This is a genomic window from Ectothiorhodospira lacustris, from assembly GCF_022227785.1.
Lineage (GTDB): Bacteria > Pseudomonadota > Gammaproteobacteria > Ectothiorhodospirales > Ectothiorhodospiraceae > Ectothiorhodospira > Ectothiorhodospira lacustris.
Genome location: NZ_JAJNQM010000003.1, coordinates 19,238 through 39,954, shown reverse-complemented (window position 1 = coordinate 39,954; position 20,717 = coordinate 19,238). Strand labels below are relative to the sequence as shown.

General features: G+C 63.4%; 21 protein-coding genes. 9 read left to right on the top strand and 12 right to left on the bottom strand.

The window, feature by feature from the left end:
* Window positions 1–89: 89 nt before the first annotated feature.
* Together clpB and LQ952_RS01150 are read left to right on the top strand one after the other, a co-directional pair.
* The gene (gene clpB, locus LQ952_RS01155) at window positions 90–2,675 is read left to right on the top strand and encodes an ATP-dependent chaperone ClpB (protein WP_238620718.1); all 2,586 of its coding nucleotides are present in this window, start codon (window positions 90–92) and stop codon (window positions 2,673–2,675) included.
* 80 nt (window positions 2,676–2,755) lie between these two features.
* Window positions 2,756–3,055 carry a hypothetical protein gene (locus tag LQ952_RS01150; RefSeq protein WP_238620716.1) on the top strand — a complete coding sequence of 100 codons (300 nt, stop codon included), beginning with the start codon at window positions 2,756–2,758 and terminating at the stop codon, window positions 3,053–3,055.
* A 15-nt stretch (window positions 3,056–3,070) separates the two neighbouring features.
* On the opposite strand, the gene LQ952_RS01145 is transcribed toward LQ952_RS01150, so the two are convergent.
* Complete coding sequence (locus LQ952_RS01145) at window positions 3,071–3,574, bottom strand: TM2 domain-containing protein (protein ID WP_238620715.1); 504 nt, start codon at window positions 3,572–3,574, stop codon at window positions 3,071–3,073.
* Window positions 3,575–3,642: 68 nt separating this feature from the next.
* On the opposite strand from LQ952_RS01145, the gene LQ952_RS01140 reads away from it, so the two are divergent.
* From LQ952_RS01140 to LQ952_RS01125, 4 genes are read left to right on the top strand one after another with little or no spacing between them, the layout of a single operon-like run.
* On the top strand, window positions 3,643–4,572 hold the full coding sequence (locus tag LQ952_RS01140; protein ID WP_238620713.1) for a LysR family transcriptional regulator: 930 nt from the start codon (window positions 3,643–3,645) through the stop codon (window positions 4,570–4,572).
* A gap of 57 nt (window positions 4,573–4,629) precedes the next feature.
* Window positions 4,630–5,373, top strand: coding sequence for a type 1 glutamine amidotransferase (locus tag LQ952_RS01135; protein ID WP_238620711.1), 744 nt, complete (start codon window positions 4,630–4,632; stop codon window positions 5,371–5,373).
* Window positions 5,370–5,750: a Crp/Fnr family transcriptional regulator gene (locus LQ952_RS01130; RefSeq protein ID WP_430733750.1), complete on the top strand. Its 381-nt coding sequence runs from the start codon at window positions 5,370–5,372 to the stop codon at window positions 5,748–5,750. The genes LQ952_RS01135 and LQ952_RS01130 overlap by 4 nt, the downstream gene beginning before the upstream one ends.
* Window positions 5,747–6,847 carry an AI-2E family transporter gene (locus tag LQ952_RS01125; protein ID WP_238620709.1) on the top strand — a complete coding sequence of 367 codons (1,101 nt, stop codon included), beginning with the start codon at window positions 5,747–5,749 and terminating at the stop codon, window positions 6,845–6,847. Before LQ952_RS01130 ends, LQ952_RS01125 begins: the two co-directional genes overlap by 4 nt.
* 8 nt (window positions 6,848–6,855) lie before the next feature.
* Here the strand turns inward: LQ952_RS01125 and LQ952_RS01120 are convergent, their stop codons facing one another.
* From LQ952_RS01120 to LQ952_RS01110, 3 genes are all read right to left on the bottom strand, one after another.
* On the bottom strand, window positions 6,856–8,268 hold the full coding sequence (locus LQ952_RS01120) for a PhoH family protein (protein ID WP_238620708.1): 1,413 nt from the start codon (window positions 8,266–8,268) through the stop codon (window positions 6,856–6,858).
* A gap of 29 nt (window positions 8,269–8,297) precedes the next feature.
* Entirely contained in the window at window positions 8,298–8,774 is a 477-nt protein-coding gene (locus LQ952_RS01115; protein WP_238620707.1) for a peroxiredoxin, read from the bottom strand.
* 69 nt (window positions 8,775–8,843) lie between these two features.
* Window positions 8,844–9,398 carry a glycine cleavage system transcriptional repressor gene (locus LQ952_RS01110; RefSeq protein ID WP_238620798.1) on the bottom strand — a complete coding sequence of 185 codons (555 nt, stop codon included), beginning with the start codon at window positions 9,396–9,398 and terminating at the stop codon, window positions 8,844–8,846.
* Window positions 9,399–9,582: 184 nt separating this feature from the next.
* Here LQ952_RS01110 and dapA point away from each other — a divergent pair, with 184 nt between their 5' ends.
* Window positions 9,583–10,476, top strand: coding sequence for a 4-hydroxy-tetrahydrodipicolinate synthase (gene dapA, locus LQ952_RS01105; protein ID WP_238620705.1), 894 nt, complete (start codon window positions 9,583–9,585; stop codon window positions 10,474–10,476).
* Window positions 10,473–11,618: an NlpB/DapX family lipoprotein gene (gene bamC, locus LQ952_RS01100; protein ID WP_238620704.1), complete on the top strand. Its 1,146-nt coding sequence runs from the start codon at window positions 10,473–10,475 to the stop codon at window positions 11,616–11,618. Before dapA ends, bamC begins: the two co-directional genes overlap by 4 nt.
* A gap of 45 nt (window positions 11,619–11,663) precedes the next feature.
* Here bamC and folE2 read toward each other — a convergent pair whose 3' ends face one another.
* From folE2 to LQ952_RS01060, 8 genes are all read right to left on the bottom strand, one after another.
* A complete protein-coding gene (gene folE2, locus LQ952_RS01095; protein WP_238620703.1) occupies window positions 11,664–12,476 on the bottom strand; it encodes a GTP cyclohydrolase FolE2 in 813 nt (270 codons plus the stop codon).
* Between the two features lie 15 nt (window positions 12,477–12,491).
* Window positions 12,492–12,869 carry a 6-carboxytetrahydropterin synthase QueD gene (gene queD / locus LQ952_RS01090; RefSeq protein ID WP_238620702.1) on the bottom strand — a complete coding sequence of 126 codons (378 nt, stop codon included), beginning with the start codon at window positions 12,867–12,869 and terminating at the stop codon, window positions 12,492–12,494.
* A 67-nt stretch (window positions 12,870–12,936) separates the two neighbouring features.
* Window positions 12,937–14,796, bottom strand: coding sequence for a 1-deoxy-D-xylulose-5-phosphate synthase (dxs, locus tag LQ952_RS01085; RefSeq protein ID WP_238620701.1), 1,860 nt, complete (start codon window positions 14,794–14,796; stop codon window positions 12,937–12,939).
* Window positions 14,797–14,887: 91 nt separating this feature from the next.
* The gene (gene ispA / locus LQ952_RS01080) at window positions 14,888–15,772 is read right to left on the bottom strand and encodes a (2E,6E)-farnesyl diphosphate synthase (protein ID WP_238620700.1); all 885 of its coding nucleotides are present in this window, start codon (window positions 15,770–15,772) and stop codon (window positions 14,888–14,890) included.
* Window positions 15,773–16,039 carry an exodeoxyribonuclease VII small subunit gene (locus tag LQ952_RS01075; RefSeq protein ID WP_238620699.1) on the bottom strand — a complete coding sequence of 89 codons (267 nt, stop codon included), beginning with the start codon at window positions 16,037–16,039 and terminating at the stop codon, window positions 15,773–15,775.
* Window positions 16,040–16,146: 107 nt separating this feature from the next.
* Window positions 16,147–17,505 carry a DNA repair protein RadA gene (radA, locus tag LQ952_RS01070; RefSeq protein ID WP_238620698.1) on the bottom strand — a complete coding sequence of 453 codons (1,359 nt, stop codon included), beginning with the start codon at window positions 17,503–17,505 and terminating at the stop codon, window positions 16,147–16,149.
* 8 nt (window positions 17,506–17,513) lie between these two features.
* Entirely contained in the window at window positions 17,514–18,794 is a 1,281-nt protein-coding gene (locus tag LQ952_RS01065; protein ID WP_238620697.1) for an HlyC/CorC family transporter, read from the bottom strand.
* 140 nt (window positions 18,795–18,934) lie between these two features.
* On the bottom strand, window positions 18,935–19,753 hold the full coding sequence (locus tag LQ952_RS01060) for a cytochrome C assembly family protein (RefSeq protein ID WP_238620696.1): 819 nt from the start codon (window positions 19,751–19,753) through the stop codon (window positions 18,935–18,937).
* Window positions 19,754–19,898: 145 nt separating this feature from the next.
* Between LQ952_RS01060 and LQ952_RS01055 the strand changes: the two genes are divergently transcribed.
* Window positions 19,899–20,666, top strand: a complete 768-nt coding sequence (locus LQ952_RS01055) for a 3',5'-cyclic-nucleotide phosphodiesterase (protein ID WP_238620695.1) — start codon at window positions 19,899–19,901, stop codon at window positions 20,664–20,666.
* The last annotated feature ends 51 nt before the right edge of the window (window positions 20,667–20,717 follow it).

Sequence of the window (20,717 nt, the reverse complement as noted above, 5' to 3'; positions counted from 1 at the left end):
TGGGTTGCAAGTCAGTCCTGCTTGAAAGCCCGCTGCCCCGGCCCAATATCCAGGATTAATCTGACATAGTCTCAAGGGGTTTTGCCACCATGCGCATGGACAAATTCACCAGCAAGTTCCAGATGGCACTGGCCGATGCCCAGTCCCTGGCGGTGGGCCGTGATCACCAGATGATCGAACCGATACATCTGATGATCGCCCTGCTGGACCAGGCGGGGGGATCGGTACGGCCCCTCCTGGCCCAGGCCGGTGTCAATGTGAACCTGCTGCGGTCCCAGTTGGGGGAGGCCCTGGAGCGCCTGCCCAGTGTGGAGGGGGCCGCCGGTGACCTGCATATCTCCAACGACCTGGGCCGGCTACTGAATCTGTGCGACAAGCTGGCGCAGGATCGCAAGGACCAGTTCATCTCCTCCGAGCTGTTCGTGCTGGCGGCCCTGGAACATCAGGGGCAGCTGGGAGAAGTGCTCAGAAAGACCGGGGCGGCCAAGGGGGCCATCGACCGGGCCGTCAACGATCTGCGCGGTGGTCAGCGGGTGGAGGACCCCAACGCGGAGGAACAGCGCAAGGCCCTGGAAAAATACACCATCGACCTCACCGAGCGGGCCGAGCAGGGCAAGCTGGATCCGGTGATCGGTCGTGACGAGGAAATCCGCCGTGCCATTCAGGTGCTGCAGCGCCGCACCAAGAACAACCCCGTTCTCATCGGTGAGCCCGGCGTGGGCAAGACCGCCATCGTTGAGGGGCTGGCCCAGCGCATCGTCGACGGCGCGGTGCCCGAGGGTCTCAAGGACCGGCGGCTGCTGTCTCTGGGCATGGGATCACTCATCGCCGGGGCCAAGTTCCGCGGCGATTTCGAAGAGCGTCTCAAAGCGGTGCTCAGCGACCTGGCCAAGCAGGAGGGGCGAGTGATCCTGTTCATCGACGAGCTGCACACCATGGTGGGTGCCGGCAAGGCGGAAGGCTCCATGGACGCGGGCAACATGCTCAAGCCCGCCCTGGCCCGAGGCGAGCTCCACTGCATCGGTGCCACCACCCTGGACGAATACCGCAAGTACGTGGAAAAGGATGCCGCCCTGGAGCGGCGTTTTCAGAAAGTGCTGGTGAACGAGCCCAATGTGGAAGACACCATCGCCATCCTGCGCGGCCTGAAGGAACGCTATGAAGTCCATCATGGGGTGGACATCACGGATCCTGCCATCGTCGCCGCCGCGACCCTCTCCCATCGCTACATCACGGATCGGCAGCTACCGGATAAGGCCATCGACCTGGTGGATGAGGCAGCCAGTCGCATCCGCATGGAGATCGACTCCAAGCCTGAGAGCATGGATCGTCTGGAACGGCGTCTGATTCAGCTCAAGATCGAGCGCGAAGCCCTGAAGAAAGAATCCGATGAAGCCTCCCGCAAGCGTCTGGAGGCCCTGGAGGTGGAGATCGAAAAGCTGGAGCGGGAGTATTCGGACCTGGATGAGATCTGGAAGGCGGAAAAGGCCGCCCTGTCCGGCACCGCCTCCATAAAGGAGGAGTTGGAGCGGGCCCGTCTGGAACTGGAGACCGCCCGCCGGGCCGGCGACCTGGGCCGCATGTCCGAGCTGCAGTACGGCCGCATTCCCGAGTTGGAACGGCAACTGGACATGGCCGCCCAGGCGGAAATGCATGAGATGCGACTGTTGCGCAACAAGGTGACCGAGGAAGAAATCGCTGATGTGGTGTCCCGTTGGACCGGCATCCCCGTCTCCAAGATGCTGGAAGGTGAGCGGGAAAAGCTGCTGCGCATGGAAGAAGCCCTCACCCGGCGCGTCGTGGGTCAGGGCGAGGCGGTCAAGGCCGTCGCCGACGCCATCCGCCGTGCGCGGGCAGGGCTTTCCGATCCCAACCGCCCCAATGGTTCCTTCCTGTTCCTGGGCCCCACCGGGGTGGGCAAGACCGAACTGACCAAGGCCCTGGCTGCGTTCCTGTTCGACACCGAAGAGGCCATGGTGCGCATCGATATGTCGGAATTCATGGAGAAACATTCCGTGGCCCGGCTCATCGGTGCCCCGCCGGGCTATGTGGGGTACGAAGAAGGTGGCTATCTGACCGAGGCGGTCAGGCGCAAGCCCTACTCGGTGATCCTGCTGGATGAGGTGGAAAAGGCCCATTCGGACGTCTTCAACGTGCTGTTGCAGGTGCTTGATGACGGCCGTCTCACCGATGGCCAGGGTCGCACCGTGGATTTTCGCAACTGCGTGATCGTGATGACCTCCAATCTGGGTTCCCAGTTGATCCAGGAGATGGCCGGAGAGGAACGCTACGACGAGATGAAGGCAGCGGTGATGGAGGTGGTCGGCACCCATTTCCGCCCCGAGTTCATCAATCGTGTGGATGAGGTGGTGGTCTTCCACCCTCTGGGTCGGGAACAGATTCGCGCCATCACCACCATCCAGCTGGATTATCTGCGCCGCCGCCTGGCGGAGCGCGACCTGCAGCTCACGGTGTCCGAGGCGGCCTTGGACCGGCTGGGCGAGGCCGGGTTCGATCCGGTCTACGGGGCCAGACCCCTGAAGCGGGCGATTCAGCAGCAACTGGAAAACCCGCTGGCCCAGCGTATCCTGCGGGGCGAGTATCATCCCGGTGACGCCGTGGTGGTGGATTGCGCCGGGGAGGGGCTGACCTTCGGCAAGGATCGTCCGAGCTGAAGGAAAAAAGGACCGGGGAGGGGGCGGGTGGACCGCCCTTCGGGCTTTTCCATTTTTCCATTTCATCATATGCTTCGTCCATGAGCGAAACACTGCAATTATCAGGTGAACTGGTCCAGCAGCTTCAGGAGGTGCTGGCGAGTCACGATCCCCGCTGTGGGGACCCTCTGGTCGCGGTCCAGTACATGGCCGCCGTTACCGGCTATTTACTGGCCTGCCAGCATGTGCCGGATGATCGGCGCCGGGAGTTTCTGGAGCAACTGCAGTCCTTCATGGGGAGTGTGTTCGAGGACGTGGCGGCACAGCAGCGCCAAGTGCCGCCGGAACCTGTACACGCCCCTCAGGAGGCCTTCGGTATCTGGCGTCCGGGCGATCCGTGATCTCCCGGATGGTTTTCAGGTCCTGTCACGCGATGTGCGCCGACCCTTGTCGGCCTTCAACAGTGCCCTCAGCATGGCCTCTTGCTGATTGAACGCAGCCGGTTGTTCCCCGAGAGAAGGATCCTTTGCCGTTTCCGGCGCGTCCCTTCGCCCCTGATAGCCCGGTGGCGGCCGGTGTCCCGGTTGCAGGAAGTGACGCATGCGCAGGGCCTTGTTGAGGTGTGTAATACGGCGGTCGATCCAGAACAGGTCGAAGACCAGGGCGCCCAGCAGGCCCAGGCCCGGTAGCAGCAGCCAGACCCGGGTCCCGAGGAACAGGCCGGCGAGCAGCCACAGGGTCAGGAGCAGATAAGCCGCCCCGCCGAGGGGCTCCTTCAAATAGAATCGATGCAGGCCCAGCGGGAAACCGGCCATCAGACCGTAAGCAACCATAGGGCGGCGCATGTCGCGGACGTAGCGGGCATTCATCTGCTGCAGACCTGCCCCCTTGAGGTCCAGGCGCTTCCAGTCTCGGCCCATGCGTATCCTCCTGCGGCAATCAAGATGCCGACCATCAGAGTGTAGGACGAAATCAGGGATATCCCATCATGGCTGACCGACGACTGCAGGTGTTCTATACGGTGGCGCGACTGTTGTCGTTCACCAAAGCGGCGGAGGCCCTGCACATGACTCAGCCGGCGGTCACCTTCCAGGTCCGCCAGCTGGAAGAGCATTTCAATACGCGGCTGTTCGATCGTACCCATAACCGGGTCAGCCTCACGGAGGCCGGCCGGACCGCCTACGGCTATGCCGAGCGTATCTTCGAGGCCTATGCGGAGATGGATAATGCCATCCGGGAGATCACGGGCGATATTACCGGGGCCCTGACCCTGGGGGCCAGCACCACCATTGCCGAGTACATGCTCCCGGCCCTGCTGGGCAACTTCAAGCAGAAGTACCCGGAGGTGAGCCTGCGCCTGAAGGTGTCCAATTCCGAGGGGATCGTCTCCATGGTGGAGAACAACGTCATCGATCTGGGGGTGGTGGAAGGACCTGTTTCCAACCGCAACCTTCAGGTGGAGGTGTGTCGCTTGGATCAGCTGGTGGTCATCGTGCCGCCCTCTCACCCACTGGCGGCGAAGGATTGCGTGAGCATCGCAGAGGTCCTGCCGTTCCCGTTCATCTGCCGGGAGGAAGGCTCCGGCACCCGCGAGGTGATCATGGACTATCTGGCGGCCCAGGATGTGGATCGCAATGCCCTGGCCATCTGCCTGGAACTGGGCAGCCCCGAGGCGATCAAAGGCGCTGTCGAGGCCGGCATGGGTGTATCCATCCTCTCCCGCTCCACCATCGACAAGGAACTGGCCCTGGCGCGTCTGGTGGGCATCCCGCTGGAGCCGCCCCTGACGCGGCAGTTTTCGTTCGTGCATCAGCGTCAGAAGTTCCGGTTGCGGGCCATGGAGGAGTTGCTCTCCTTCGCTCGCGATTACTGCGAAACCCAGTCCGCTGCTGAAGGGGAGCGCTGTCTGTCTTCTTGATCGTGCAGGTTCGGGACCGGGTGTTTTCAGGCCGCGAGACCCTGCAGGGAGTCCGCCATGAAGAACTACGCGGTTGTACAGCACAGCTATGCGGAATTTCTCGGGCTGATCGAGAGCCATCTCGAGCGGCGGGACATTGGGTTCAGTTATTTCCGTCCCTTCGTGGGGCAGGGACTGCCGGGCTCCGCCGCCCCGTTCGATGGCCTCTGGCTGTTGGGTGGCGCCTGGTCCACCGCCGACGAGACCCACAATCCCCAGGTGCCCGACGAGTTGCATCTGATCGGTATTTTTCAGAAGGCTCGGCGTCCGGTGGTGGGGCTGGGCATGGGGGGGCTGCTGGTGGCGCAGGCGTCCGGTGGCGAGGCCTCGCGGGAGCCTGCCTTCAGGGCGGGTTTCGTCACCGCCCGCAAGACGGTGACAGGCGAGGGTGATCCGCTGGCGGAAGCCGTGGATGGGCGGCAGGTGCTGGTCATGCACCACGGCAGTGTGGCATTGCCTGAAGGACTCACCCCGATCCTGGTGGATGACTCGGGCCGCTGGCTGGCGATACGACCGGACCCCATGACCTACGGCCTGCTGTTCCGCCCCGAGCTCAAGCCGGGCATGCTGGAGGACATCATCATGGAGCCGGGCCACAACCCGCCGCCGAACATCACCGAACTGCTGGTGCAGGCCCGAGAGGCCTGGCCGGGGATGCAGGACTTGACGGCGCAGGTGGTGGCGGCCCTGGTGACCGCGCTGGGCCTGATGCAGGAACGTCGCAAGATGCCCGTGTTTAATCTCAAACTGGAGCCTAAGTGAGTCTGCCCCCCCCTTCCACCCATCGCGCCCCTGCGGCCTCCGAACGACGTCTGCGGGACCTGTATCGTGGCCTGTCGGCCCCGGATCAGGAGACCCTGCTGGCCTTTGCGGAGTTTCTTGCCGGCCGCACTCCGGCGGTGCCGGTCTCCATCCCCTTACCGGAACCCATTCCCCGCCCCGCCGAGGAAACGGTGATCCGGGCCATGAAGCGCCTGTCGGCCACCTATCCCGCGCTGGACAAGGCGCGTCTGCTCAACGAGACTTCTCAGCTCATGACGCAACATGTGATGCAGGGGTGTGGGGCCGTGGAAGTGATTGATGAACTGGAGGCGGTGTTTGCCCGCCATTATCAGCGTCTGTGCGAGAAGCCTGAATGATCCCGGTCCTGCGTCGCTGGTACGAACGCCATTTTTCCGATCCCCAGGTGGTGATCCTGGCGTTCCTGCTGTTGGTGGGTTTTGCCGTGGTACTGTTTGCCGGCAAGCTGTTGGCGCCGCTGCTGGCCAGCATCATCATTGCCTATCTGCTGGAGGGGGCCGTACGCCGCCTGCACGGCTGGCGTATTCCGAGAATGGCGGCGGTCACCCTGGTCTTCCTGGTGTTCATGGCCCTATTGGTGGCCACCCTGCTGGTGGTGGTGCCGGTAATGAGCCAGCAGATCACACAGCTGGTGCGCGAGCTGCCCAATATGGTGGTGCAGGGACAGAACATCCTGCTGCAATTGCCCGAGCGCTATCCCCAGTTCATCACCGAGGAGCAGGTGCGAGAGATCATGGGCGCCATCCGCGCCGAGTCCATCGCCCTGGGGCAGCGGGTGGTGAACCTGACCTTGGCATCGGCCATGCATGCGGTCACCATCATGGTCTATCTGGTCATCGTGCCCATCATGGTGTTCTTCCTGCTCAAGGACAAGGATGCCATTCTGGGCTGGATCACCGGTTTCCTGCCCCGGGACCGGGGGCTGGCCAACGAGGTCTGGGCCGAGGTGAACATGAAGATCGCCAGCTATGTGCGCGGCAAGTTCGTGGAGATCCTCATCGTCTGGGCCGCCAGTTACCTGACCTTCATCTATTTCAACCTCAACTATGCCCTGTTGCTGTCCTTCATGGTGGGGTTATCGGTGATCATCCCTTACATCGGCGCCGCCCTGGTCACCATTCCGGTGGCGGTGGTGGCCTATTTCCAGTTCGGGGTGAGTAGCGAGTTCACCTATGTGCTCATCGCCTATGCGGTGATCCAGTTTCTGGACGGTAACGTGCTGGTGCCCCTGCTGTTCTCCGAGGTGGTGAACCTGCATCCGGTGGCCATCATCACCGCGGTGATCCTGTTCGGTGGGCTGTGGGGGCTGTGGGGGGTCTTCTTCGCCATCCCGCTGGCCACTCTGATCCAGGCGGTGATCCGTTCCTGGCCCCGCTACGACAACATAAACGATCATGAGGAACAGGCGGCCAGCTACGACGATGAGGCGGTTTGAACCGACGTTCAGAGATGCTCAGAGGCAAAATCCGCCAGCCGTGAGCGTTCACCTCGTTGCAGCAGTACATGGCCGGCGTGGGCCCAGTCCTTGAAACGATCCACCACATAGGTCAGGCCCGAGGTGGTTTCCGTCAGGTAGGGGGTGTCGATCTGACCCACGTTGCCCAGACAGACCACCTTGGTCCCGGGGCCGGCCCGGGTGATCAGGGTCTTCATCTGCTTTGAGGTGAGGTTTTGAGCCTCGTCCAGAATGATGAAGCGATTGAGGAAGGTGCGTCCACGCATGAAGTTCAGGGAACGGATCTTGATCCGGCTTCCGATCAGGTCGTTGGTCGCCGCCCGGCCCCAGTCCCCCCCGGTTTCCGAGCGGGTGAGCACCTCCAGATTGTCCATCAGGGCCCCCATCCATGGGGTCATCTTCTCTTCTTCGGTGCCGGGCAGAAAGCCGATGTCCTCCCCGACCGGTACCGTCACCCGGGTCATGATGATCTCCCGGTAACGGTTGTCTTCCAGGGTCTGCGCCAGACCCGCCGCCAGGGTAAGCAGGGTCTTGCCGGTGCCGGCGGTGCCGACCAGCGAGACAAAGTCCACCGCCGGATCCATGAGCAGGTTCAGGGCGAAGTTCTGCTCCCGGTTGCGGGCGTGGATACCCCAGACCGTGTGCCGAGAACCGGTGTAGTCCCGAGCCAGTTCCACTATTGCGGCATCGCCCTCCCGGCTCCGCACCATGGCGGTGAACGAAGGATCGTCTTCCCGATAGAGGCACTGGTTGGGGTACCACTGGCCCACCATGGGGCCGGTGACGCGATAGAACGTGCGGCCGCTTTCCTGCCAGGACTCCATGGACCGGCCGTGGCTGTCCCAAAAATCCGTCGGCAGTTCGCAAGTTCCCCGGTAGAGCAGATTCACATCGTCCAGGACCTGGTCGTTGTAGTAATCCTCCGCATGGATGCCCAGTACCGCCGCCTTGATGCGCAGGTTGATGTCCTTGGAGACCAGGGTGACGGCCTCGTCCGGACGTTCTCCCTGCAGGGCCAGTGCCGTGCCCAAGATGGTGTGATCCGGGGTGCGTCCCGGTAGGCTGTCCGGCAGGTGGGAAGACAATACCCGGGTCTGGAAGAACAGCCGGCCGCCGCCGGCGGCGTCCATATCGCCCAGGCGTGCGCCGGCCAGCGACAGTCCCTGGGCAATCTGGGCATGGCTGGCATCAGCCATCAGTTCATCGATGAAACGGCTGGCCTGGCGCACGTTGCGGGCGACCTCCGAGACCCCTTTCTTGGCCTTGTCCAGTTCCTCCAGCACGACCATGGGCAGGAATACATCATGCTCCTTGAAGCGGAACAGCGCCGCCGGGTCATGCATGAGCACGTTGGTATCCAACACGAACAGGCGCTTGCCGTGGATCTCCTTCTTGACCATGGGAGGGCTCCGGGACGGGGGAGGGTGGGTCAGAGCGCGTCGATGGCCTCAAGCACCTCGTCTACGTGGCCGGCCACTGTCACCTTGCGCCATTCCCGGCGCAGGATGCCGTCACGATCGATGAGAAAGGTGCTGCGCTCGATACCTCGTACCTGTTTACCGTACATGTTTTTCAGCTTCATGACTCCGAACAGCTCACAGACCGCCTCGGACTCATCGGCAAGCAGTTCGAAGGGAAAGCCGTGTTTGGCCTTGAACTTTTCGTGAGACTTGAGGGCATCCCGGGAGATCCCGATCACCGCGACGCCGGCGGCGCGAAAATCTTCGTGCCGGGCGGTGAAATCCTTGCCTTCCGTGGTGCAGCCGGCGGTATCGTCTTTGGGGTAGAAGTAGATCACCACGGGTCCCGCCGCCAGCAGCCTGGAGAGCCGGATGGGTTCACCGCCGGTGGCGGGGAGTTCAAAATCGGGCACTGCCTTGCCGGTTTCGATCACGCTGTCCGTCATGGTCCTGGTCTCCTGGGCATGCCATCACTGAAAAAACAGCCGGGCGGGGAGGCGTTGCGTGGTGCGAACCTACCCCTTGATGGGTTCGATGACACCATCCAGATTCAGTTCATCACAGAAATCCAGAAAATCCTCCCGAAGGGAGGCGATGTGTTCCGTGGTGGGGATCTCCACCGACATGTGGGCATTGAACATGGGTGTCCCGGAGTGGGAGGCGACATAGGCGTGGCTGTTCAGCTCCCGGATGCCCACCCCGCGGGCGGTGAAGAAGCCCACCAGTTGATGCACGATCCCCGGCTGGTCCAGGGAAACCACATCCACGGAATAGGGCAGGCTTGGCCCCGTGTCCTGACACGGCCCCGTGCGCCGGGAGAGGATTTCCAGATCCGCCTGTCGCCCCAGGGCCGCCATCGCGCCGTCCAGCTTGCTCAGGGTGTTCCAGTTGCCCGATACCAGCATCAGGGCGGCAAATGTACCGCCCAGGGCCGACATGTGGCTGTCTTGGATACTGCACCCGCTTTCCAGGATCACCCGCGACAAGTGTTCCGCCAGTCCCGGTCGGTCATCTCCCATGGCTGAAATAACCAGATGGGTCGTGCGTGGATGCTTGGTGGGCTGGGGCATGGTCACGGGCAGGCAATGATGATGGAGCAAAGGGTATCAGTTTCCGGTTGCCTCGCCTATTAAGGCCGGCGGTAGAACATCGCCGCCGGCAGCGCGGAAACAATCCTGCAGGCATCACCCCATGGCTCGATGGTGAGGAGGGCGGACATTACTATGTCCGCTTGCATTCAGCGCGGAGGTTTCGATGTTTCACGGCAGCATGGTGGCACTGGTCACACCCATGGAGGAGGATGGCTTCATCTCCGAATCGGCGCTGGAGCGGTTGGTGGAGTTCCATATCAGTCAGGGGACCGACGCCATCGTCGCGGTGGGTACGACCGGGGAGTCCGCCACCCTGGATGTGGACGAGCACTGCCGGGTCCTGCGTCTGGTGATGGAGTTTGCGGCCGGTCGCGTGCCCGTGATTGCCGGTACCGGGGCCAATTCCACGGCCGAGGCCATCGACCTCACCCGGGTGGCCATGCAGATGGGCGTCGATGCCTGCCTGCTGGTGACCCCCTATTACAACAAGCCCACCCAGGAAGGTCTGTACCGTCACTACCGTGCCATCGCCGATGCGGTGCCCATCCCCCAGATCCTTTACAATGTTCCCGGGCGTACCGCCGTGGACCTGCTGCCTGAAACCGTGGAACGCCTGGCGGATATCTCCAACATCGTCGGCCTCAAGGAGGCCACGGGTGACCTTGAGCGGGCTCGCCTCCTGCTGGAACGGTGCGGGGACCGTCTGGATCTGTATAGTGGTGACGATGCCACCGGCCTGGAATTCATGCTGGCCGGCGGCAAAGGCGTCATCTCGGTCACGGCCAACGTGGCACCGGGCGCCATGCACGACATGTGTGCCGCGGCACTGGCCGGTGACAGGGAGGCCGCTGTTGCCGCCGATGCCCCCGTCAAGGGGCTGCACGAGGCACTGTTCCTGGAGTCAAACCCCATTCCGGTCAAGTGGGCCCTGCACGAGATGGGACTGATCCCCCAGGGGATTCGTCTACCGCTGACGCCCCTGTCCGAAAACCTGCGCGAGCCCCTGCGGGAAGCCCTGCGGGCCGCCGGCATACCTTTGAGTACCTATCCTGCATGAAGACATACCGCATTATGGCCAAGGCCTGGATACTGCTGCCGGGCCTGACTGCCGTCATGGTACTGACTGCCTGCGGGAGCCTTGGCTCCCGCGACGGTCATGCCGACAGTCAAGAAACCCGTGCCCTGGAGATCCCGCCTGATCTGGTGGCCCCGAACGTGGATCCGAGCTTCCGTATTCCCGATCAGACCGCGACCAGGGCGAGTGCCCTGGATGACCGCCGGCCGGTACGGGGGGACGCGCCCATCACCCAGGTCCGGACGCCGGTCCTGGTGGATGCGGCCACGTTGCAGCTTCGGCGTGAAGGCAATGTGCGCTGGCTGGAGGTGCAAGACACGTCGCCTGTGGATCTCTGGCCCCAGCTGCGGGCCTTTTTCCAGGCTCAGGCGTTGCCCCTGAACCGGGAGGAGCCGGTGCTCGGGATTTTGGAAACCGAGTGGTTCCAGGCCCGTGCTCAGGTCCCCATGCAGGGCGGTATACGCGGTTTGCTGGGAAGGCTGTTCGGGGATTTCTATGATGCCAGCACTCGGGATCAGTACCGCATGCGGGTGGAGCCCCAAGGTGATTCCGGCACGGCGATCTTTGTCAGTCACCGCAGTGTCGAGGAGGTGGCCGAGCGGGAAGACATCGTGCGCTGGCGCGTCCGCCCCTCCGATCCGGAAGCCGAGGCCGAGATGCTGGTGCGCCTGATGGTGCATCTGGGGCTGGAACCCGAGCAGGCCGCCGAGGCGCTGGGACGGGCTCCCGATCTCACCCCAGGCCTTCGCCTGAGTGAGACGGACGGAGAAATGGCCCTGGAGGTTCGGGGAGAGTTCGCCGGACTGTGGCGCCGCATGGGGGTGTTGCTGGATCGTGCCGCCCTGCTGGTGGATGACCAGGATCGCAGTGAAGGCGTGTACTACGTGACCTTCCGGCCGGAGGCCCATGAGCGCCGGGGTGGTGGGTTCCTCAGTCGCCTGTTCAGTACCGGAGAGAGTGCCAGGTTACGGTCGGATACCCAGTACCAGATCCATCTGCGGCAGGCGGGTGAGTGGGTGCGAGTGATCCCACGCTCACAGACCGGGCAGGCCCTCTCCGCCAACGAGGCTGCGGCGGTACTGGAGCGGATCGAGCAGGAGTTTAGTCCCGGGGGCGAAGGGTAGGTAGGGCCATGCGTCCATGAAAGCAGGGGCATGGCCATGCCCCTGCTAGCCTGCCTTGTTCTTCTCGATCAGGGCGTAGGCGGAATGGTTGTGGATGGACTCGAAATTCTCCGAGGACACGGAATAAGCGCTGATCCGCTCATCCGCATTCAGGCGAATGGCAATGTCACGCACCAGGTCTTCCACGAACTTGGGATTGTCGTAGGCCCGTTCCGTCACATGCTTCTCATCCGGGCGCTTGAGTAGTCCGTAGAGTTCGCAGGAGGCCTGGGATTCCACCAGGTCGATGAGTTCCTCCACCCAGACGAACTGTTCCACCCGTGCGTTGACGGTGACGTGGGAACGCTGATTGTGGGCGCCATATTCGGAGATGCCCTTGGAGCAGGGGCAGAGGCTGGTGACCGGCACCACTACCTGGATGTTCATGCATGGCTTGCCGTCACTGATCTCGCCGATGAAGGTGACCTCGTAGTCCATCAGGCTCTGCACGCCGGATACCGGTGCCGCCTTGTTGACGAAGAAGGGGAAGCGCATCTCGATGTGGCCGGTGGCGGCTTCCAGGCGCTCCGCCATCTCATGCAGCATGCTCTTGAAGGAGTCCACGGTGATCTCGTATTCGTGGGTATTGAGGATCTCCACGAAGCGGGACATGTGGGTGCCCTTGAAGTCCTGGGGCAGGTTCACGTACATGTTGAAGGAGGCCACCGTATGCTGTTCCTTGCCGGTGCGATCCCGCACTCGTACCGGGTGGCGGATGTCCTTGATGCCCACCTTGTTGATGGGGATGCGCCGGGTATCGGCACTGGACTGCACGTCGGGGATGGCCGAGGTGCGGGCCGGGGAGAGGGGTGTGCTCATGACGGTGTCCTTTGACTACGCTTCCGTATAGCGGACGCAGGCCCGCTCGGTCTCCCACAGGGTGATGGCGCTGACCCGGACGCCCGGTGCGTTCAGGCGGGCAGCCATCTCCCGGAAGAACCAGGCCGCAATGTTTTCGGCCGTGGGATTCACGTCCCGGAAGGGTGCCAGATCGTTGAGATAGGTATGATCCAGTTCGCCGGCAATCTCTCTTGCCAGCGACTTGATGGTCTTGAAGTCCACGGCCATGCCCAGGGGATCCAGCACCGTGGCCTCCACTTCGGCTTCGACCTTCCAGTTATGACCATGCAGGCGGGAACAGTTCCCCGGATAATCACGGAGTGTATGTGCCGACGCGAAATCGGTCAGCACCTTGAGTGTATATTTGGGCACGGCGGACTATTGTTTACCAGTTTTGTCGGATATTACGCGACTGTCATGAGCGGCACAAGCCGGCTGATCACAGGCGTGCCTTGATGGCGGCCTCAATGCCTGCCGCGTCCAGCCCCGCATCGGCAAGGAGTTCCTCGCGGGTGCCATGGCTCTGGAAGCGGTCGGGGAGGCCCAAGTGGAGCAGGCGGGCGGCCACGTCATGGCGTGCCAGGCACTCGGCCACGGCACTGCCGGCGCCACCGGCGACCACATTGTCCTCAATGGTGACGATCAGGCCATGGCGGCGTGCGGCTTCCAGCACCCGGGTTTCGTCCAGGGGACGGACGAAACGCATGTTGATCACTGTCGCATCCAGGCGTTCGGCTACTTCCAGGGCCTGGGTAAGCAGGGTGCCGAAGGCCAGGATGGCCACGTCCTTGCCCTTGCGGCGGATTTCGGCCTCGCCCAAGGGCAGGGGGATCAGACCTTCGTCGACAGTCACGCCGGTTCCCTTGCCGCGGGGATAGCGCACCGCCGCCGGCTGATCCAGCAGGTAGCCGGTAGACAGCATGCGGCGGCATTCATTTTCGTCGGAGGGGGTCATGATGACCATGCCGGGGATGCAGCGCAGGAAGGAGAGGTCGAAACTGCCCGCGTGGGTGGGACCGTCGGGACCCACCACGCCGGCCCGGTCGATGGCCAGCAACACCGGCAGGTCCTGCAGCACCACGTCGTGGATCAGCTGGTCGTAGGCACGTTGCAGGAAGGTGGAATAAATGGCCACCACCGGCTTGAGGCCCTCGCAGGCCATGCCGGCCGCCAGGGTGACGGCATGCTGTTCGGCGATACCCACGTCGTGGTAGCGCTCCGGATATTTGCAAGCGAAGGTCCGCATGCCCGAGCCTTCGCACATGGCCGGGGTGATGGCCACCATGCGCTCGTCGGCCGCGGCCTGGTCGCATAGCCAGTCACCGAAGACCTGGGTGTAGGTGGGGGTGCCGCCGCCGCTCTTGCCGCTCTGGATGCCCTGTTCCGGATCGAAGCTGCCCACGCCGTGGTAGGTGCAGGGGTCTTCTTCCGCCGGGGCGTAGCCGCGGCCCTTGTGAGTCACTACATGCAGCAGCAACGGCCCGTCCATAGCTTGCAGGTTGCGCAGCATCTTGACCAGGCTGACCACGTCATGACCGTCGATGGGGCCGTAATAGTTCAGGCCCAATTCCTCGAACAGGGTGCCGGGGATGATCATACCCTTGACGTGCTCTTCGGCACGGCGCATGAACTCGCGCATGGGCGGCATGTGTTCCAGGACCTTCTTGCTGCCTTCCCGCATGGTTGAGTAGATGGGGCCGGACAGCAGACGGGCCAGATAGCGGTTCATCGCGCCCACATTGGCCGAGATGGACATGTTGTTGTCGTTGAGGATGACCAGCAGGTCGGCCTTTTCATCTCCGGCGTGGTTGAGGGCCTCGAAGGCCATGCCGGCGGTCATGGCGCCGTCACCGATGATGGCGATGGATTTACGTTTTTCCCCTTTCTGGCGGGCCGCCAGGGCCATGCCCAGGGCTGCGCCGATGGAGGTGCTGGAGTGACCGACACCAAAAGCGTCGTAGGGACTCTCTTCCCGCTTGGGGAAGCCGGCCAGGCCATCCTTCTTGCGCAGGGTATGCATGGCATCGCGCCGACCGCTGAGGATCTTGTGGGTGTAGCTCTGATGACCCACATCCCAGACCAGTCGGTCTTCCGGCGTGGCGAAGGTGTAGTGCAGGGCGATGGTCAGTTCCACCGTGCCCAGATTGGCCGCCAGGTGACCGCCGGTGCGTGAGACCGATTCCAGCAGGAAGGCGCGCAACTCGTCCGCCAGTACGGGGAGCTCGTTGAGCGAGCACTTGCGCACGTCTTCCGGCGAATGGATGCGAGACAGCAGAGGGTACGAAACGGTTTGTGTCATTTCACTGTCGACCGGCTAAAAGTGCATTATCCGGGGGGGCGCCCAGCCACGCAAGCCGAAACCTGCAGGGTCTGGGTGCCGCGGCGGTGGCTCAATGGATGCGTTCGATGATGTAGCGGGCGATCCAACGCAGCAGGTCGGCGCCTTCATCCAGATCCGTGAGGCTGTCCAGGGCGCGATCCACCAGTTCCCGGGCCTGCTGCTTGGACGCCTCCAGGCCGATGATCGCCGGATAGGTGGCCTTGCCCAAGGCCTGGTCCGCCCCCTGGGTCTTGCCCAGGGTCTGGGTGTCGCTTTCGATGTCGAGGATATCGTCACGGATCTGGAAGGCCAGTCCGATGGACTTGGCGAAGCAGTCCAGCTTGCCGGCCAGCGTCTCGTCCACCCCCGGGCAGCTGCTGAAACCCAGCATCACTGCGGCCCGGATCAGGGCGCCGGTCTTGTGGATGTGCATGTTCTCCAGTTGGGCGATATCCGGCGTCTGTCCTTCGAAGCCTAGATCGATGGCCTGCCCGCCGACCATGCCTCGTGAGCCGGAGGCCCGCGCCAGGTGCTCGATCATGCGCAGCCGGGCCCTGGGATCGTCCACCATGGCAGGGTCCCCGGCCAGGATCTGGAAGGCCAGGGCCTGCATGGCGTCACCGGCCAGGATTGCGGTGGCCTCGTCATAGGCCTTGTGGCAGGTGGGTTTACCGCGGCGCAGGTCGTCGTCGTCCATGGCCGGGAGGTCATCATGGATGAGGGAGTAGACGTGGATCAGTTCGACGGCGCAGGCAGGGCCATCCAGACGTTCCAGGGGGACGCCCAAGGCGGTGCCGGTGGCGTAGGTCAGGATGGGACGAATGCGCTTGCCGCCGTTGAGGGCCGAGTAGCGCATGGCCTCGTGCAGGCGCGCCGGGAGGATGGCATCCCCCGGCAGCCAACCGGCCAGGGCGTTTTCAAACCGTTGCTGCAGTTCGGAAATGCGTGACTCCACTCAGCGTTCTCCTTCCTCATCGGACCCTTGGCCCGGCGTGTCAAAGTCGATATCGGTGCCGCTCTCGGTGAGTTGGCGGACCTTCTGTTCAGCCTGGGTCAGGGCCTGCTGGCACCGGCGGGTAAGGGCGATGCCGTGTTCGAATTCCTTGAGCGAGGCCTCCAGGCTCAGTTCCCCCTGCTCCATGCGGGCGACCAGTGCCTCCAGTGCCTCCAGATCCTGCTCGAAGGCGGCGGGGTCGGTGGGCGGGGGCGTCTTTTTCGCCATCACTTCTGATCCTTGCCTGAAAGGGGATGTACCTGAAAGGCTGCTAACTTATAGGAATCCGGCGGGGCGGGAAAGCCCGGCGGTGAGTTTGCTTGTCCTGGGACGGATCAGATCCAGTCCAGCACGTCACCCAGGCGCTTGGCAGACATCACCTCCATGCCGTCGATGGGCTTTCGGGGCGCGTTGCCCATGGGCACGATGGCTCGGGTAAAGCCGTGCTTGGCGGCTTCCCGCAGGCGTTCCTCGCCGTTGGGGACGGGGCGGATCTCGCCGGCCAGTCCCACCTCGCCGAAGCTCACCAGTTCGTGGGGCAGGGGGCGGTCGCGGAAACTGGACAGGGCCGCCAGCAGCATGGGCAGGTCCGCCGCTGTCTCGGTGACCCTGACCCCACCGACCACGTTGACGAAGACATCCTGATCATAGAGGGCCAGCCCGCCATGGCGATGGAGCACCGCCAGCAGCATGGTGAGACGGTTCTGCTCCAGGCCCACGGTGATGCGGCGGGGCTGCGGGGCGTGGCTCTCGGCCACCAGGGCCTGGACCTCCACCATCAGCGGCCTGGTCCCCTCGCGGGTGACCATGATGACGCTGCCGGAGACGGGGGCTTCGTGGCGGGACAGAAAGATGGCCGAAGGGTTGGTGACCGGCTTGAGGCCTGTTTCCAGCATGGCGAACACGCCCAGCTCATTGACCGCACCGAAGCGGTTCTTGACCGCCCGCAGGACCCGGTAACGTCCCCCCGGATCACCCTCGAAATAGAGTACGGTATCCACCATGTGCTCCAGTACCCGGGGGCCGGCGATCTGGCCTTCTTTGGTGACATGACCGACGATGAACAGGGCGGTCCCCGTCTGCTTCGCGTAGCGTACCAGGACGGCGGCACTCTCCCGCACCTGGGCGACCGAGCCGGGGGCAGACTGCAGTTGTTCCGAATAGATCGTCTGGATGGAATCCACCACCATCACCTGGGGGCGCTCTTGTTGCGCGTGGGTGGTGATGCGCTCGACACAGGTCTCGGTCAGCAGACGCAGGTCATCACAGGGCAGGCCCAGACGGTGTCCGCGCAGGGAGACCTGTTCCGGTGACTCCTCGCCGGTGACATAGAGGCTGCGCAGGTCGGGCAGGGTGGCCAGGGTCTGCAGCAGCAGGGTGGACTTGCCGATGCCCGGGTCGCCGCCGATCAGGACCACCGAGCCCTGCACCAGTCCACCGCCCAACACCCGGTCCAGTTCGGAGATGCCGGTGCTGGTACGGGCCTGTCCGCCACCGGTGACCTCGCCCAGGCGGCGAACCTGTGGGGCGGCGATGCCGGCGTAGCCGGCAAAACGGCTGCCGACGGCGGCGGCTGGAGCGGAGACCGCGGTCTCCATCGCATTCCAGGCGCCGCAGTCCGGGCACTGGCCGCTCCACTTGGGAGACAGTGCCCCGCAGGCGGTGCACTGGTATTGGGTCCTGGGCTTGGCCATGGGGCGGTTCAGTCCTGCCCCGTCGGGTGTGGCGGCAGGCGCGGGCTGATGCGCACGGTACGGATGGCGTTGTTCTTCACCTGCACGATCTCCATGGGGTAGCCATCCATGAGGACGCTGATGTTGGCATCGGGGATGGTTTCCAGGTGTTCCAGCAGCAGCCCGTTGAGGGTGCGGGGGCCGTCCAGGGGGAAGTGGGATCCCAGTAGCCGGTTGAGTTCACGCAGGTGGATGGTGGCATCCACCAGGTAGCTGCCGTCCGCCTGGGGGAGGACTTCCGGGGTGATGGCGCCCGGGTCCGAGGTGAATTCGCCCACTACTTCTTCCAGTAGGTCCTCCAGGGTGACCAGTCCCTGAATGTCGCCGTATTCATCCACCACCAGGCCGATGCGGCGTTTCTCCCGCTGGAAGTTGAGGAGCTGGCGATTGAGGTTGGTGCCCTCGGGAATGAAATAGGGAGGTCGCAGGGACTCGCGCAACTGTTCGGGGGCCAGTTCATTGCGGTAGACCATGGGCAGGACCCGGCGCAGATGGATGAAGCCCAGGATGTTGTCCACGTTGCCTTCGAACACCGGCAGCCGGGTGTATTGGCTGTGGATGAGCTGTTGGGTGATCTCGTCCCAGTCATCTTCCAGGTCGATGCCCACGATCTCGTTACGGGGCACCATGATGTCTTCCACGGTGGCCTTTTCCAGATCCAGCAGGTTCACCAGCATGCGCTGATGCCGGGCCGGGATCAGGGCGCCGGCCTCATTCACGGCAACCCGAAGCTCCTCGCTGGAGAGGGCGTGCTGAGCACGGGTCTGGGCGCGCACGCCGAGCAGGCGCAGGACGGTGTTGGACAGTAGGTTGACCGTCCACACCAGGGGGTAAGCCACGACCATGAGGGGGGTGTAGACGTAGGCGGCCGGGTAGGCCACCTTCTCCGAGTGCAAGGCCGCCAGTGTCTTGGGGGCCACCTCGGCGAAGACCAGCAGGGCCAGGGTCAGTAGTCCGGTAGCGATGGCGATGCCGGCATCGCCGTAGACCCGGAAGCCGATGTAGGTGGCTAACTGGGTGATGATGATGTTGACGAAGTTGTTACCCAGCAGAATCAGGCCGATGAGTCGGTCCGGCTTGTCCAGCAACCGCTGGGCTCGGCCGGCGCCGCCGTGTCCGGCCTGGGCCAGATGGCGCATGCGGTAGCGGTTGAGCGACATCAGCGCGGTTTCGGAGCCGGAGAAAAAGGCGGAGCACAAGAACAGCGTCACCAGCAATATGGCCAGTACACTTAAGGGTATTTGTTCCAAGGGAGGTCCGGTACCACGGGGGGATTGCACACCTGTGGAATTACACGTGCCGGATCAGGGGGATGTCAAGGGGGAAATGCCCCGGGACGGCAGGCCGAGGCCGTGTGGCCCGGGCCGCCGGGGGGCAGTCGTCGGTCTTGTCAGAGGCCCAGCACCATTTCCAGGACCATCTTGCTGCCCACGTACGCCACGAATAACAGGGCAAACCCGATCAGGGTCCAGCGGGCGGCGAGCCGGCCTCGCCAGCCGAAGCGGAAGCGGCCGATCAGCAGGGCGGCGAAGATCAGCCAGGCAATGATGGCGAACACCACCTTGTGAGCCAGGTGTTGGGCAAAGAGGTCGTCCAGCACGAACAGGCCGGTCAACAGGGCGGCAGTCAGGAAGATGAAGCCCCAGCCGATGACATGAAACAGCATGGAATCCATGGTGGACAGCGGCGGCAGGGCGCGGATCAGCCCGCCGGGGCGATGGTTATGCAGGCTGTAGTTCTGCAGGGTCAACAGGGCGGCCTGGATGGCGGCAATGGTCAGTAGGCTGAAGGCGATCATGGCCAGCAGCATGTGGGCGCGAAGCCCCGGGTCGGCGGCGGCGGTGGTGTGAAGGTCGCCCGCCAGGGCCAGTTCCAGGGAGACCGTGACCCCGGCAAAGGGGAGCAGCAGGATCCCCAGGATATGAATGGGGTAGCGGATGGAGGCCACCAGCAGGAAGAAGGCGATGAGCCAGGCCACCATGGAGACCACGCTGAAGACCCCCATGCCGGTGCCGTTGGCACTGAATATGTGGAGGTAGAGCAGCAGGGCGTGCAGGGCGACCGCACCCCCCCAAACGGAAAACAGGAGTATCTTGCCCCGGGCGGGCGGCGCGGCGCCACCGGAACCCTTGCGCAGCCGCTGCATGAGCAGGGCGCCCCCTGTGAAGTAGAGCACGGTGGTGATAAATCCGATGGCGGCTACGAACATTTATGAGCACCAAACCTTAGATTTCAATTGAGAATCATTGCATAAATTCCCTTCTCGGTGAAGGGATCAATCTTGATATCGGTCCCTGCGGACAGCGTGTTACGATCGGGTCCAATGTTCTGGTCCAGCAAGGTGCGCAAGGAGCATGCAGATCACGGTCCTGGGTTGCAGCGGCGGCATTGGCGACGGCCGTCGTACCACTTCCATCATGATCGATGACGACATCCTCATCGACTGTGGTACCGGGGTGGGTGATCTTTCCCTGGAAGCCATGGCCAGGATAAGGCATCTGCTGATCACGCATACCCACCTGGATCATATTGCCTGCCTTCCGCTGCTGGTGGATACCCTGTTCAGTCGGCTTCAGTCCCGGCCGCTGGTGATCCATGCCCGCGCAGATTGCATGCACATTATCCATGATCACATTTTCAATTGGCAGATCTGGCCGGATTTCTTCGAGCTGCCGGAGCGGGAGCGCCCGGTGGTGCAGTTCGATGCCATGGTGCCTGATATTCCCCTCCATCTGGACGGGCGTCGTATCGACATGCTGCCGGTGGCCCACTCGGTGCCGGCGGTAGGATACCGGGTGGAGCGGGACGGGGTGGCGTTTGCCTTCAGCGGTGATACCACCAGCAACGACGTCTTCTGGGATGCCCTCAACGCCCATGATGCCCTGGATCTGCTGTTCGTGGAATGTGCTTTCCCTGATCGGGATCAGGCTCTGGGTCAGCGAGCCGGACATTACTGTCCGTCGCTGCTGGCAAAGGATCTTGCCAAGCTGCGCCATGCGCCTCGTGTCGGTATCACCCATCTCAAGCCCGGTGAAGAAGACGGTGTGTTTGAGGCGCTGGAGGCCCAGGTCACCGGGCGTGATCTGCTGCGGCTCTGCAGTGGTGATATTTTCACGATATAATCCCTGACCCTTCCAACCGGTTGCATGCGGCGCCGCGGCGCTCCCAAGCCT

Coding starts and splice junctions, on each gene's coding strand:
- LQ952_RS01075 (WP_238620699.1), bottom strand. CDS start 16,039: ATGGCGAAAAAGACGCCCCCGCCCACCGACCCCGCCGCCTTCGAGCAG.
- LQ952_RS01145 (WP_238620715.1), bottom strand. CDS start 3,574: ATGGGCCGAGACTGGAAGCGCCTGGACCTCAAGGGGGCAGGTCTGCAG.
- LQ952_RS01120 (WP_238620708.1), bottom strand. CDS start 8,268: ATGGTCAAGAAGGAGATCCACGGCAAGCGCCTGTTCGTGTTGGATACC.
- LQ952_RS01055 (WP_238620695.1), top strand. CDS start 19,899: ATGCAGATCACGGTCCTGGGTTGCAGCGGCGGCATTGGCGACGGCCGT.
- radA (WP_238620698.1), bottom strand. CDS start 17,505: ATGGCCAAGCCCAGGACCCAATACCAGTGCACCGCCTGCGGGGCACTG.
- dapA (WP_238620705.1), top strand. CDS start 9,583: ATGTTTCACGGCAGCATGGTGGCACTGGTCACACCCATGGAGGAGGAT.
- LQ952_RS01060 (WP_238620696.1), bottom strand. CDS start 19,753: ATGTTCGTAGCCGCCATCGGATTTATCACCACCGTGCTCTACTTCACA.
- LQ952_RS01110 (WP_238620798.1), bottom strand. CDS start 9,398: ATGCCCCAGCCCACCAAGCATCCACGCACGACCCATCTGGTTATTTCA.
- folE2 (WP_238620703.1), bottom strand. CDS start 12,476: ATGAGCACACCCCTCTCCCCGGCCCGCACCTCGGCCATCCCCGACGTG.
- LQ952_RS01140 (WP_238620713.1), top strand. CDS start 3,643: ATGGCTGACCGACGACTGCAGGTGTTCTATACGGTGGCGCGACTGTTG.
- dxs (WP_238620701.1), bottom strand. CDS start 14,796: ATGACACAAACCGTTTCGTACCCTCTGCTGTCTCGCATCCATTCGCCG.
- LQ952_RS01135 (WP_238620711.1), top strand. CDS start 4,630: ATGAAGAACTACGCGGTTGTACAGCACAGCTATGCGGAATTTCTCGGG.
- LQ952_RS01150 (WP_238620716.1), top strand. CDS start 2,756: ATGAGCGAAACACTGCAATTATCAGGTGAACTGGTCCAGCAGCTTCAG.
- bamC (WP_238620704.1), top strand. CDS start 10,473: ATGAAGACATACCGCATTATGGCCAAGGCCTGGATACTGCTGCCGGGC.
- LQ952_RS01115 (WP_238620707.1), bottom strand. CDS start 8,774: ATGACGGACAGCGTGATCGAAACCGGCAAGGCAGTGCCCGATTTTGAA.
- clpB (WP_238620718.1), top strand. CDS start 90: ATGCGCATGGACAAATTCACCAGCAAGTTCCAGATGGCACTGGCCGAT.
- LQ952_RS01125 (WP_238620709.1), top strand. CDS start 5,747: ATGATCCCGGTCCTGCGTCGCTGGTACGAACGCCATTTTTCCGATCCC.